11 protein-coding genes are annotated in these 12,657 nt (G+C 65.2%); 5 read left to right on the forward strand and 6 right to left on the reverse strand.

Going from position 1 to position 12,657, the window contains the following annotated elements:
• The first annotated feature begins 62 nt into the window (after window positions 1-62).
• From LJ656_RS02625 to LJ656_RS02635, 3 genes are all read left to right on the forward strand, one after another.
• A complete protein-coding gene (locus tag LJ656_RS02625; protein ID WP_230507708.1) occupies window positions 63-962 on the forward strand; it encodes a LysR family transcriptional regulator in 900 nt (299 codons plus the stop codon).
• Between the two features lie 90 nt (window positions 963-1,052).
• Window positions 1,053-1,676, forward strand: a complete 624-nt coding sequence (locus LJ656_RS02630; protein WP_230507709.1) for a glutathione S-transferase family protein — start codon at window positions 1,053-1,055, stop codon at window positions 1,674-1,676.
• Window positions 1,677-1,852: 176 nt separating this feature from the next.
• Window positions 1,853-2,239 carry a Rap1a family protein gene (locus LJ656_RS02635; protein ID WP_230507710.1) on the forward strand — a complete coding sequence of 129 codons (387 nt, stop codon included), beginning with the start codon at window positions 1,853-1,855 and terminating at the stop codon, window positions 2,237-2,239.
• A 132-nt stretch (window positions 2,240-2,371) separates the two neighbouring features.
• On the opposite strand, the gene fabV is transcribed toward LJ656_RS02635, so the two are convergent.
• Window positions 2,372-3,568 (reverse strand): enoyl-ACP reductase FabV, encoded by a 1,197-nt coding sequence (fabV, locus tag LJ656_RS02640; RefSeq protein WP_230507711.1) that lies wholly within the window; start codon window positions 3,566-3,568, stop codon window positions 2,372-2,374.
• Between the two features lie 149 nt (window positions 3,569-3,717).
• Between fabV and LJ656_RS02645 the strand changes: the two genes are divergently transcribed.
• On the forward strand, window positions 3,718-6,270 hold the full coding sequence (locus tag LJ656_RS02645) for a penicillin-binding protein 1A (RefSeq protein WP_230507712.1): 2,553 nt from the start codon (window positions 3,718-3,720) through the stop codon (window positions 6,268-6,270).
• A 78-nt stretch (window positions 6,271-6,348) separates the two neighbouring features.
• On the opposite strand, the gene LJ656_RS02650 is transcribed toward LJ656_RS02645, so the two are convergent.
• Window positions 6,349-7,701, reverse strand: a complete 1,353-nt coding sequence (locus LJ656_RS02650) for an MFS transporter (protein ID WP_230507713.1) — start codon at window positions 7,699-7,701, stop codon at window positions 6,349-6,351.
• Window positions 7,702-8,116: 415 nt separating this feature from the next.
• Here LJ656_RS02650 and LJ656_RS02655 point away from each other — a divergent pair, with 415 nt between their 5' ends.
• Complete coding sequence (locus LJ656_RS02655; RefSeq protein WP_230507909.1) at window positions 8,117-8,404, forward strand: hypothetical protein; 288 nt, start codon at window positions 8,117-8,119, stop codon at window positions 8,402-8,404.
• Window positions 8,405-8,477: 73 nt separating this feature from the next.
• On the opposite strand, the gene LJ656_RS02660 is transcribed toward LJ656_RS02655, so the two are convergent.
• The 4 genes from LJ656_RS02660 to LJ656_RS02675 all read right to left on the reverse strand — a co-directional run bounded on the left by LJ656_RS02660 (window position 8,478) and on the right by LJ656_RS02675 (window position 12,562).
• Window positions 8,478-9,011, reverse strand: coding sequence for a cupin domain-containing protein (locus tag LJ656_RS02660; RefSeq protein WP_230507714.1), 534 nt, complete (start codon window positions 9,009-9,011; stop codon window positions 8,478-8,480).
• A gap of 4 nt (window positions 9,012-9,015) precedes the next feature.
• The gene (locus LJ656_RS02665) at window positions 9,016-9,744 is read right to left on the reverse strand and encodes an FMN-dependent NADH-azoreductase (protein WP_230507715.1); all 729 of its coding nucleotides are present in this window, start codon (window positions 9,742-9,744) and stop codon (window positions 9,016-9,018) included.
• Window positions 9,745-9,857: 113 nt separating this feature from the next.
• Window positions 9,858-11,219: an NRAMP family divalent metal transporter gene (locus LJ656_RS02670; protein ID WP_230507716.1), complete on the reverse strand. Its 1,362-nt coding sequence runs from the start codon at window positions 11,217-11,219 to the stop codon at window positions 9,858-9,860.
• A 152-nt stretch (window positions 11,220-11,371) separates the two neighbouring features.
• Window positions 11,372-12,562, reverse strand: a complete 1,191-nt coding sequence (locus LJ656_RS02675; protein WP_230507717.1) for a DNA-binding protein — start codon at window positions 12,560-12,562, stop codon at window positions 11,372-11,374.
• Window positions 12,563-12,657: the final 95 nt, after the last annotated feature.

Below are 12,657 nucleotides of genomic sequence, written 5' to 3' on the forward strand. Positions count from 1 at the left end.
TTCTCGGCGCGTCGCGGCGCACAGTAAAACGAATTTATGCTTCCGATTGCTTCATTTTTCTTATGAAAATCGACACCCTCGGCGTGCAGGCTTTCGTCGCGATCGCCGATCGCGGCAGCTTCCAGAGCGCGGCCGATTCGCTGCACGTCACGCAAACCGCGATCACGCAGCGGCTACGCAAGCTCGAAAGCTATCTGGGCGTGGCGCTGATCGAACGCACCACGCGCTCGATGGCGCTGACCGAAATCGGCCGCAGTTTTCTGCCGCAAGCGCGCCGGTTGCTCGGCGAACTGGCCGACGCGCTGGTCGAGATTCGCGAGACCGGCATCGCGCAACGCGGCGACGTGTCGATCGCGTGCGTGCCGACGGTCGGCGTGCAGTATCTGCCGCGTATTCTGCAGGCCTATTCCGCGCGTTATCCGCATAACCGCATCAAGATTCTCGATCACGCGTCGGCGGCGGTGCAGGAGGCCGTCTTGCGGCGGGAGGTCGAGTTCGGCATCAACATCGCGCGCGAGCATCATCCCGAACTCGCGACGGTGCCGCTCACCGAGGACCGCTACGTACTGATCTGCCACGACGCACATCCGCTCGCCAGGCGGCGGCGCATCGCATGGCGGCAGTTGCAGGCCTATCCGCTGATCTTTGCCGGCGAGATCAGCGGCAATCGCGCGCTGCTCGACATGGCACTGGCGTCGAGCGAAATCGCGTTGCGTTCTTTTTACGAGGTGCAGCGCAGTTCGACCGCACTCGGGTTGGTCGCGCAAGGGGTCGGCGCGGCGGTGGTGCCGGCGCTCGCCGTGCAGAACGGCGCGTATCCGAACGTGCGCGCCATCGAACTGACACAGCCGTCCGTGTCGCGTACGCTAGTGCTGGTCGCGCGCAAGAGCGCGCAGTTGTCGCCGGCGGCCCAGGCGCTCTACGACATGATCCGCGAACAGGCGACGCTGAAAGCCGGCTGACAGCTTGCCGCGCGCAATGCACAGCGCGGCGACGCCGCGCGTATCGCCTTTCTCCAACCGCTCAACCCGAACCACGGACCACGGACCACGATGCTGCGAATACTCGGCAAGACCACCTCGATCAACGTGCGCAAGGTGCTGTGGACCTGCGCGGAACTGGGCCTGTCGTTCGAACAGGAGGACTGGGGTTCGGGCTTTCGCTCGACCGAGGTCGATGAATTTCGCGCGCTCAATCCGAACGCGATGGTGCCGGTGATTCGCGACGGCGAGTTCGTGCTGTGGGAGTCGAACTCGATCATCCGTTATCTGGCGAACCGCTATCGCGGCGACTGGCTCTATCCGGCCGAGCCGCTGGCGCGGGCGCGCTGCGATCAATGGATCGACTGGCAGGCGAGCGAGCTGAATCGTTCGTGGAGCTATGCATTTCTCGCGCTGGTGCGGCGCTCGCCCGCGCATCAGGATGCGCAGCAGATCGCGCTGTCGTGGGCGAACTGGTCGCGGCATATGGCGATCGTCGAACAACAACTGGCGCGCACCGGCGCGTTTATCGCGGGGGCGGCGTTTTCGCTAGCGGATATTCCGATCGCGCTGTCGGCGAACCGCTGGCTCGAAACGCCGCAGCAGCACGACGATTTTCCGGCGCTCGATGCTTATCTGGCGCGGCTTGCGCAGCGCGATGGGTATCGGGAGTATTGCCGCAATGGGACGCCGTGAGTGGCCAATCGCGTGCGAAGGGAACACGCGGGGAGACCAGCCGTTGTACTCCCGGGACATCGCACATGTATTTCAGATTGCCTTCTAAATTATTTCCAATTGCTTTCCATCGACGCTTCTGCGCACCGTCCGCCGCGTCCCCTACAATGGCGGCCTTTGACCTTGAAGGTTCGACGATGCGGGCAACCAAATTCGCGCTGGCGCTGCTGACAGCGTGCTTCACTCTGAATGCGAGCGCCGAGATGACGGCCGCGCAATACAAAAAATGGGCGCACGCCGACAACGACTCGATCTACGCGGCGTACATCACCGGCACGATCAACGCGCTCGGCTGGGCCAACGGCGATCTGGTCTCGCAAAATCGGCCGCCGCTGTTCTGTCCGCCGGAAAAGCTCGCGCTCGGCAATCAGACCGTCTATCCGATGCTCGATGCGTTCTTCGCGAATCATCCGGGCATCTCCGATGACTTCCCGGTCGGACTGGCGATCCTGCGCGCGTTGCAGGGCGCATTTCCGTGCGCCACCAGCGCCGGCGCCGGCACGGGAGAAAAGCGGAAGAAATGAAGCGCAGAAAGTGACGCGCTGAAATGCAAAAGCGCCGGCGGGATCGCAACCCCGCCGGCGCTTCGAAGGGCCAACGTCAAACTCCCGACGTCAAACCCGCAACCTCAAACCCGCAACCTCAAACCACCACCATCAAACCTGCACCAGATTCGGAATCTGCACGTCCGGATTGACGTCCGCGTCGTAATCGATTCCCTTCATCTCGAAGCCGAACAAGCGCAGAAAGTCGGTCTTGTAGCCGGCGAAATCGGTGAGCTCGTAAATATTGTCGTTGGTCACCTGATTCCACAGTTCCTGCACGCGGCCCTGGACCTGCGGGTCGAGTTCCTTGTAATCGGCGCGCAGACGGCCTTCATCGTCCAGATGCGGCTGGCTGCCGTACAGGCTGTCCTTGAAGAGGCCGTAGACCTGCTCGATGCAGCCTTCGTGCGTGCCTTTTTCCTTCATCACCTTGAAGAGCAGCGACAGATACAGCGGCATCATCGGAATCGCCGAGCTGGCCTGGGTGACGACCGCCTTCAGCACGGACACGCGCGCATCGCCGCCGTTGGCCGCGAGCTTTTCGCGGATGCCGAGCACCTTCTGGTCGAGGTCCTTCTTGGCCGCGCCGATCGAGCCGTTCCAGTAGATGTCGTGCGTGATCTTCTCGCCCAGGTAGGTGAACGCGGTGGTTTTCGCGCCGTCCGCGAGCACGCCCGCTTCGGCGAGCGCGTCGATCCACATCTGCCAGTCCTCGCCGCCCATCACCGCGACCGTGTGGGCGATTTCTTCCGGCGTCGCCGGCTCCAGCACGGTTTCCTTGATCACTTCCTTGTCGGTGTCGATGCCGCGCAGGTTGACTGCCTTGCCGATCGGCTTGAGCACCGAGCTGAACACTTCGCCGGTCTTCGGATGCTGGCGCTTGGGCGCCGCGAGGCTATAGACGACCAGATCGACCTGGCCGAGATCGCGCTTGATCACTTCGATGGTGCGCGCCTTGACCGCGTCGGAGAACGCGTCGCCGTTGATGCTGGTCGCGTAGCGGCCTTCGGCGGTCGCGAACTTCTCGAACGCGGCGGTGTTGTACCAGCCTGCGGTGCCGGCCTTGGTTTCGCTGCCGGCGCGCTCGAAGAACACGCCGAGGGTGTCCGCGCCCGAGCCGAATGCGGCGCTGATGCGGGCGGCGAGGCCGTAGCCGGTCGACGCGCCGATCACGAGCACCTTCTTCGGGCCGTTGGCGATGGGGCCGCGCGCCTTCACATACTCGATCTGTTCCTTGACGTTGGCTTCGCAGCCGGTCGGATGGGTCGATACACAGATGAAGCCACGCACACGCGGTTTGATGATCATGAAACACCTCTTGTCGGAATTGGCGACATTATAGTGGCCTCGCCGCACGGGCCGGGCATCGGCGGGGGGCGCCCTCGCACCCGGGCAAAAATCGGCGCCGCCCCCACATCTTGGTACGATTGCGCCTTTTCCAGCCGATCACAGCAAGCGTGAAGCGTCTTTTCTCCTTCTTCCTGGCGGCCCTCGACAAAGGGCTGACCGCCGCGAACCCGCTGTTCGCGAAGGGCTGGCGGCATCTGCGCCACCCGACTCGCCGCACTTTCGCGTGGGGGCTCGCCGCGCTGCCCGCGCTGTTCCTGCTGTACGTGCTGCTGCTGATTCCTTTTACGCCGGGCATCGGCGACATCCGCAAGGCGAAGGTCGAGCAGCCGGCGCAGATCCTGTCGGCCGACGGCAAGCTGCTCGCCGAATTCAAGCCGTCGAACCGGCAATGGGTCGGTCTCGACCAGATTTCGCCGACCGTCGTCAACGCGCTGATCTCGACCGAGGACCATCGCTTCTACCAGCATTTCGGGCTCGACTGGCGCCGCACCGCGTCGGCCGCGCTGCACACGTTTTCCGGCGACCGCCAGGGCGGCTCGACGCTCACCCAACAGCTCGCGCGCAATCTGTACCCGGATGAAATCGGCCGCGCGCCGACGCTCACGCGCAAGCTGAAGGAAGCGATCACCGCGATCAAGATCGAGATGCTCTACACGAAGCCGGAGATTCTCGAAACCTATCTGAACACGGTGCCGTTTCTGTACAACGCGTACGGGATCGAGATGGCCGCGCGCACCTATTTCGACAAATCCGCGGCCGACCTGAACGTGCTCGAAGCGGCGACGCTGACCGGCATGCTCAAGGGCAATGCGTACTACAACCCGGTGCTCAATCCGGAGCGCGCGCTGCAGCGGCGCAATACGGTGCTGGGGCAACTGGTCAAGTACGGCAAGCTGACGCCGGCCCAGTACGACACGCTGAGCCGCAAGCCGTTGCGGCTCGATTTCGAGCGCCAGGTCGAGCCGCCCGGACCGGCGCCGCACTTCACGCAGCAACTGCGCAAGTGGCTGGTCTCGTGGGCCGATCGCAACGACTACAACATCTATTCCGACGGCCTCGTGGTGCGCACCACGCTCGACTCGCGCTTGCAGACGATGGCCAACCAGGCGGTCAAGCTGCAGGGCAACCAGTTGCAGGGGATTGCCAACTCGGCGTGGGGCACGCATTCGGGCTGCTCGGCGGACAAGGACCTGCTGCGCGCGTTCCTGCGCGAAACGCCGGAATTCCGCGCGGCCAAAGACGGCGGCCAGAGCGACGACGACGCGCTCCGGCAGCTGTTGACCGACCGCAAGCTGGTGCAGAACGTGTGCGACACGAAAACCCGCGTGCAGGCCGACTTCCTCGCGATGGACCCGCGCACCGGCGAGATCAAGGCGTGGGTCGGCAGCCGCGACTTCAGCGAGGATCCGTTCGATCACGTGCAGCAGGCGCGTCGTCAGCCGGGCTCGACGTTCAAGCCGTTCGTCTACGCGGCCGCGTTCCAGGCGGGCGCCAAGCCGGACGACAAGCTGCCCGACAATCCGGTCGAAATCCAGCTGGCCGGCGGCGAAATCTGGAAGCCGAGCGACGAGGACGAACCGAGCGGCCGCGAAATCAGCCTGCGCGACGCGCTCACGTATTCGCGCAACCGCATCACCGCGCAGGTGATGCAGACGGTCGGGCCGAACAAGGTCGCGCGGCTCGCGCGGGCGATGGGCGTGCGCGACAGCCAGCTCGATCCGGTGCCGTCGCTCGCGCTCGGCACCAGCCCGGTCACGCTCAAGGAGATGGTGTCGGCGTACGGCACGATCGCGAACCTGGGCGGCTACGTCGAGCCGCTGATGGTGACCCGCATCGAAGACCGCAACGGCAACGTGCTCGCGCAGTTCGAGCCGGCGGCGCCGCAGCGCGAACTGCCCGCCGATACCGCCCGCACGCTGGTCGACGTGATGCGCGACGTGGTCAGCCGCGGTACCGGCGCGAGCATCCGCACGCGCTTCGGCGTGCGCGGCGACATCGCCGGCAAGACAGGCACGACCCAGGGCAACGCGGACGGCTGGTTCATCCTGATTCAGCCGCAGCTGGTGGCCGGCGCGTGGGTCGGTTTCAACGACAGCCGCGTAACGCTGCGCAGCGATTACTGGGGGCAGGGCGCGCATAGCGCGCTGCCGATCGTCGGCGATTTCTTCCAGCGCGCGCAACGCGCACGGCTGGTGGACAGCCATCTGAAGTTCGACACCGAGCAGCAGCCGGGCTGGTTCGCCGAACGCAGCGCGCGTCTGCGCGACTGGTTCGAGCAGGTGTTTTCGCGCAAGCCGGCACAGCCCGAGAAGCAGGTCAGTGCGCGCGCAACGGTGCGGCGTGCGCCGGTGGTGACGGCGGAGCCGGCCGCGTCGGCGGCTTCGGCTGTGATCGAGGTGCCGGAGATCGCGGCGGGGGCGTCGGTGGTGCAGGGCGATGCGCACGGGTTGCCGCCGCTGTTGCCGGCGCCGGGCTCGGGTAGCGGGCCGGCGGCAGGGGCAACAGCGGCAGCGCCGGCGAACGGCAATGGGGTCGACGGTGAAGCGCATGGGGACGGCGCCGCCGCGCTCGCGCCGACCCCGACGCCCGACGACGTGGTGCCGCCGGACGCCGGCGGGCAGGGTGGCGCAGCGGCGAATAACGCCAACGGGGCGAACTGACGGGCAAACTAAGCGGCGAACTAAGGGGCGAACTAAGGGGCGAACTAAGGGGCGAACTAAGCGGCGAACCGAGCGCGACTACCCCCGCGCGACCCCAGCCTCACCCGGCGAGCGCTCATGCGGATTGCCATGCGCGGTTTCGAGCGACGAATCGTGATGCAGCAGCAACACCGCGGCCATCCCGATCAGTCCCGCGCCGGACAGGCAGAGCAGCCCGGCGCCGAAGCCGCCGGTGCTGTCCTTGATCCAGCCCATCGCGAACGGCCCGAAAAAGCCCGCCAGATTGCCGAGCGAATTGATCGCCGCGATCCCGCCGGCGGCCGCCGCGCCCGACAAAAACGCGGCCGGCAACGTCCAGATCACCGGCAGGCAGCCGAAAATTCCGAACCCGGCGATCGACAGCGCGATCATCTTCTGCACCGGATTATCGAGCCCGGCCGCCGCCGCGATCCCGCCGGCCGCGACGAACAGCGCGATCGCGACATGCCAGCGGCGCTCGAGATGGCGATCCGAATGGCGCCCCCACACAATCATGCTGATCAGCCCGACGATATACGGCAGAGACGTGACGAAACCCGTCTGCACATTGCTGAGCCCGAACGACTTCACGATCTGCGGCAGGAAGAAACTGAGCCCGTAGTTGGTCGCGTTCGCGCCGAAATAAATCAGCGCGATCGCCAGCACGCGCGGATTGATCAGCGCTTCCTTGACGCTGAAATGCCGCACCGCCTCGCGATGCTCGCGCTCCTGTTGCTGCCGCGCGATCAGCCAGTCGCGCTGCTCGCCCGACAGCCAGCCGGCGTCGGCGGGCTTGTCGGTCAGATACAGCAGCACCACGAACGACAGCAGCACCGCCGGCAGCGCCTCGATCAGATACAGCCATTGCCAGCCGCCGAGCCCGCCGCGGCCATCGAGCGTCAGCAGCGCGCCGGAAATCGGGCCGCCGATCACCGTCGACAGCGGAATCGCCGCCATGAAGTAGCCGACCACGCGGCCCCGGTACGCGGCCGGAAACCATAAGGTAAGCAGAAAGATGATGCCGGGGAAAAAGCCGGCCTCGGCGATGCCGAGCAAAATCCGCAACCCGTAGAACACGTGCGCGGGCGACATTCCGGTGAAGCTCGCGATGTTCGGAATAAACGCCATCGCGCCCGCCAGAATGCCCCACGTAAACATGATTCGCGCGATCCAGCGGCGCGCGCCGAAGCGTTCGAGCAACAGGTTCGACGGCACTTCGAAAAAGAAATACGCGAGGAAAAATACTCCGGCGCCGAAACCGAACGAACTGGCCGACAGACCGAGCGCCGCGTTCATCTGCAACGCCGCGAAGCCGACGTTCACGCGATCCAGATAGGCGATGAAATAACAGAGCATCAGGAACGGGATGAGCCGGACCGTGACGCGGTGCATGGTGCTTGCCTCGAGATTCATCGATGTCTCCTCCGGTTCGACGACCGGTATGTGCCGCTATGTTGTGAGGGATGCGGATCGAGATGCCCGGGTGCTGAAAAAGGCATCGATAAAGACTAGGCGTTCGCTGGCGATTCCGGAAGTTCTTTTGTGAACCATACGGTCCGCTCAATCTCGAATGTCCGAACGGTACGAAATTGCGTCCATTGTTATGGGGCACGCAACAGTGTTTTCAGCGGCAGCGGCTGATCTTGGACGGGCTAATACGGATAATTATGGGATTGGAAAACCGGTTAAAAATGCAGGTGTCGTCATGAAGTTCGAGCAGGATTCAGACAGTCTTCCCGATGTGCGCGCAACGATGCGATCGCCTGGCGATGCAGCGATCGCGCGCGTGGGATCGACGCAAAAGAAGAGGGTGTCGGGTATCGCGCGGATGCGCGGTTTCGCGGCGGCGGTGCTCGCGTGCGCGAGTCTCGTCGGCTGCGCGTCGAGCACGCACGTGATCGCCGGCGACAAGCCCGGTACGTACACCGTCGCCGCGAGCGCAACCGGCGGCCGCATGGCCTGGGCGCGCGCGCACGAACTCGCGATGAACGAGGCGCGCGACTACTGCGAGCAACGTGGGATGCAAAGCAGTGTGAGTATGGAGACCGTCAGCGGGGTGGCGGCGATGACCGAGCATGCGTCGTCGGTCGATTTCGAGTGTCATCCGCGCTTTTGACGCGCGGTTTCAAAGTGGTTGTGCATGCATCGACAGGCAAGGGCGGCGCAACGCCGCCCATCGTCCTCAGCGATTATTTCCTGTCGAACGTCAGGAGCTTTTTGTCGTTCGTATCGGCGACGAAAATCGCCAACAGTTTCGCCGGCTCGGTCGCGCTCGCGTTTTCGCTGACGCGGTGATGCGCGCCGGGCTTCTCGGTCCACGATTGACCCGCGCGGTAGACATGCTCGGCGCCGTTATCGACGCGGCTGCGGATTTCGCCCGACAGCACATAGCCGACCACGAACGCCTGCCCATGCCGATGCGGGGCCGACTTGCCCCCCGGTGCGTAATCGACGACCAGCGCGGTCATCGTCTTGCCCGGCACGTTCGCGATCGGGACCGCGAAAGCGGGGGTGATCGCAGGGGTAATCGCAGCGGTGATTGTTTCGTGCGGCGCGGCGCTGCCTGCGCTGGTTCTTTCGCTTGTTTTTTCGCCTGAGCTTGCGCCGGTGCCGGCGCTAGCCGGCCCGGTGGTTTGCGCGCACGCGAACTGCAATGCGCCCAGGCTCGTGAGGCCGGCTAGCAGCGTCGTTGCGAACACGCCGCGGATTCTGCTCCTGCTCATCGGCTTACTCCTCGCAGGTTGCGGACAACGGCTCGTCCGCTGCGCCCCGTGTTGCGCCGCATGTTGCACCCCGTGCCGCGCCGACCGCTTCGGTCGTTTTCGCCCATTGGGCCCATTGCCCGGCCAGCTCGTCCAGCTCCGCGCGTGCGCGTTCGAGCGCCTGCGCGCGAGCCTCCGGGTTTGCGAATTGCAGCGGCTGCGCATCGACGAAACCCGGCGTCTTTACGCCGAGAAAAGCGAATGCGGCTTTCAACGCCGGCGTCAGTGCATCCATCGACTGGTACGGCGAACCCGCGCGCAAATCCGCGCCGCGGCTCGTAATGAACAACACCTTTTGCCGGCCCAGCTGGCCGACGGTGCTGCCGTCGGCGGCGAACTTGTAGGTCAGACCGGTGCGCGTGACGCTGTCGATAAAGGCTTTGAACGCCGACGGCATCGACCAGTTGTACATCGGCATCGCGAACACCAGCGCGTCGGCGGCGAGCAGCCGCGCGCACAGTGCGTCCGATGAGGCCAGCGTCGCCTTCATCGAGTCGGTGCGTTCCTCGGCCGGCGTGTAGGTCGCGATCGCGAACTCTTCGGTGACGTGCGGCGGGGTGTCGACCGTCACGTCCAGATAGTCGAGTTCGAAAGCGACGTGCCGTTCGCGCAGGCGCTCGAGAAAATAGCGGCTCAACGCGCGGGAATTGGAGTGCTCGCGCTTCGCGCTGGCGTCGACGTGCATGATCCTCATGGTGTGCGTCCTTGTGGTGGATTCAACATGGGACAAAGGTTAGATGTCCGATTGGCTCTTTTGAATGACCGGTTTTCGATAAATTTGGGTGACCACTTTTCTGCTGGAGGCGTTCACCACCCGATTCGTGCGGCCGCTTCGAGCACGAAATGCGCAGCCACCACCACGCCGGTGAGCAGCGTCGCGAGCCAGCACAGTGCGCGTAACGACCAGTGCGCGGCCATCTCGCCGACCGCCTCGCGTTTCGCGCCGAGCAGGACCAGCAGCACCAGCACCGGCGTGATCGACATCCCGTTGACGACCGCGCTCCAGTACATCGCCTTGAGCGGATCGATGCGCGACAGCCCGAGCGCGAGCGCCAGCAGCGTGCCCAGGCCCGCGAGCGCGACCAGCACGCCGGCAATCCGGCCGTCGCGTTGCTTGCCGCGCGGCCAGTCGAACGAACTCGCGACCGCTTGCGCGGCGGAGCCGGCCAGCGGCGGCAACGCGAGCAGCGCCGAGCCGAACAGCGCGAGGCCGAGCAGCAGTCCGGCGTAGCCGTGCGCGAGCGGCTCCAGCGCGCGGGCGATCGGCACCGGCTCGCCGGGCCGCGCGTTCGCGCCGTGCAGCGTCGCCGCGGCGGCGATCATCATGCCCAGCGCGGCCACGCTCGATAACGCGGTGCGGATCAGGGTCTGCGTGCGCAAGCGGCGCAGTTGCCGCGACGACAGCGGCTTAGGCGGCTTCTGCGGCTTCTGCGGCGCGGCGTCCCGCTGGTTCTGCCGCTGTTCGCGGTGCTCGTGCTGCGCTTCCTGCTCGGCCTGCGAAAACAGCAGATACGGACTCATCGTCGTGCCGAGCACGGCCATCAGCATCGTCACGAAATCCTCCTGCCATTCGATGCGCGGCACGAACGAACGCAGCGCCACGGTATGCCACGGCACATCGACGATCAGCAGCACCGCGCCGTACGCGAGCATCGGCAGCATCAGCCATTTGACGATCCGCGCGTAGCGCGCGTACGGAATGAACCACTGCAGCGCGATCGACAGCCCGCCGCACGCCACCGCGAGCAGCGCCAGCGGCAGATGAACGAAGCGTTGCGCGACGGTCGCCATCGCCAGCACGTCGACCGCGATGTTCAGCGTATTGGCCAGTACGAAGCGCGCGACCGCGAAATAGAACAGCACCGGCGAATAGTGCGCGCGCATGTTCGCCGTCAGTCCGTGGCCCGTGACGGCGGCGATCCGCGCGGAGACCAGTTGCAGCGCGACCATCGACGGATACGTAAGCACGCAGGTCCACAGCATGTCGTAGCCGTACCATGCGCCCGCGAGCGAATAGGTGGCGATTCCGCTCGGATCGTTGTCGCAGCCGAGGCTCACGAGCCCCGGCCCGAGGTCCGCAGCCCACGAACGGGCCGGCAGCGAGGACCGCGTCGGTTCGCTGGTTGGCGTGGCGCGACGCGCAGTGCGCCGGTCGGGAGGAGATTGCATTCGGGCGAGCGCCGCAAAGCCGGAGATGCTGTTGCGCTCGCAGGAAACGTTCCATTCGGCGTTAGGTTCGCGGTAAGGCCGGCTAGCTCAGCTGGTGTATCTGTCTCGTCGCTGTCGCGTTCGATATCTCGCTCGCTAACTCACTCGCTAACTCACTCGTTATCGCGCTCGTTATCGCGCTCGTTATCGCGCTCGTTATCGTGCTCGTTGTCGCGTTCTTTGGGCCGACCGGATTTGCTCGAACGCTTCACGAAGGGTGCGCCTGCAAACGCCGCCAGCGCGCGCTCCGGCGCGGCTTTTTCGCGGACGCGGCGGGCAGGGCGTGCGGACGCCGGCGCGGACCGTGCTGCTGCGATTTCCCGGGACATCGTGTCGATCCGCTGCCTGAGCAGATCGGTGGCGGCCGAGCGCTCGGCCAGCAACGCGTCTTTTTCCGCGAGCTGCGCGCCGGTTGCCGCCTGCCGTGCGTTCGATGCGGCCAGTTCGGCCTTCGCGGCCGCCAGTTGATCGCGCAGCGCGTCGCGCTCGGCGCGGCTTTCGGTTTCCAGCGTCGCCGCCCGCTCCTGGCTCGTCTGCAGCTCGCGACGCATTCGCAACGTGGCCGCTCGCTGCGCCTCGATTTCGAGCAACGCGCGTTTTTCCGCGGCGGCCAGCCGCTGTTCGTTCTGTTCGTGCGAATGGCGCAGTTTCGCCAGTTCGTCGGCGAAATCGCGGCGCGCGTCGCTCAGCGCGGCGTTTGCCGCGGCGATTTCTTCCTTCGATGCAGCCAATTGCGCGTTCAGCATCTCGTTTGCCGTTTGCAGTTCGACGATGCGCGCATCGAGAGTCGCGAGCTGCGCGCGCAGCGCGATGGCGTCGGCGGCGGCCTCGGCGGCTTGTTTTTCGGCCTGCCGGTGTTGTTCGTCCTGTTGGCGAGCCTGTTCGCGCGCGACGGCGATCTGCGCGTCCGCGTCCTGCCGGAAGACCTCGAACGCGCTATGGGCGGCGTCGCTCGACAGGCGCCAGAGTTGGGCCGCCAATTCGCCGGCCGCCGCCGCAACCTCGGGCGGCAAATCCGGCCGGCCAACATCGACACGCGTCTTGTCGCGAACCTCGACCCAGAAATCGCGCAGCGCCTTGGCCGGCGCGCTCATGCTGCCTTTGCGCACCAGCTGATACAGCCGGTTGGCGGTCGGCGTTTCGCCGTAGCGGAAAAACAGCAACGCACAGACTTCGCGATACAGCGCCTGTGTGTCGGACGCGCGCTCGCGGGCGGCTTCGATGTCGGATTCGAGGGTCATGGCGTGAAGGCGTTGGCTGAAATGGCAATATGTTGATAATACAACGTAATACCTAGGAAACACTACACAAACAGATCCCATACACGACATTAGTACTATAATGTCGTGTATTGACTATAGGGCTGGAAATTGATCGTAGGATGCCGTCCGTTTGCACC

The organism is Paraburkholderia sejongensis, from assembly GCF_020880815.1.
GTDB classification, from domain to species: Bacteria; Pseudomonadota; Gammaproteobacteria; order Burkholderiales; family Burkholderiaceae; genus Paraburkholderia; species Paraburkholderia sejongensis.

Excerpts from the sequence above, each read along its gene's own strand:
- LJ656_RS02625 (WP_230507708.1), top strand. The coding sequence starts at position 63 with ATGAAAATCGACACCCTCGGCGTGCAGGCTTTCGTCGCGATCGCCGAT.
- LJ656_RS02630 (WP_230507709.1), top strand. The coding sequence starts at position 1,053 with ATGCTGCGAATACTCGGCAAGACCACCTCGATCAACGTGCGCAAGGTG.
- LJ656_RS02635 (WP_230507710.1), top strand. The coding sequence starts at position 1,853 with ATGCGGGCAACCAAATTCGCGCTGGCGCTGCTGACAGCGTGCTTCACT.
- fabV (WP_230507711.1), bottom strand. The coding sequence starts at position 3,568 with ATGATCATCAAACCGCGTGTGCGTGGCTTCATCTGTGTATCGACCCAT.
- LJ656_RS02650 (WP_230507713.1), bottom strand. The coding sequence starts at position 7,701 with ATGAATCTCGAGGCAAGCACCATGCACCGCGTCACGGTCCGGCTCATC.
- LJ656_RS02655 (WP_230507909.1), top strand. The coding sequence starts at position 8,117 with ATGCGCGGTTTCGCGGCGGCGGTGCTCGCGTGCGCGAGTCTCGTCGGC.
- LJ656_RS02660 (WP_230507714.1), bottom strand. The coding sequence starts at position 9,011 with ATGAGCAGGAGCAGAATCCGCGGCGTGTTCGCAACGACGCTGCTAGCC.
- LJ656_RS02665 (WP_230507715.1), bottom strand. The coding sequence starts at position 9,744 with ATGAGGATCATGCACGTCGACGCCAGCGCGAAGCGCGAGCACTCCAAT.
- LJ656_RS02670 (WP_230507716.1), bottom strand. The coding sequence starts at position 11,219 with ATGCAATCTCCTCCCGACCGGCGCACTGCGCGTCGCGCCACGCCAACC.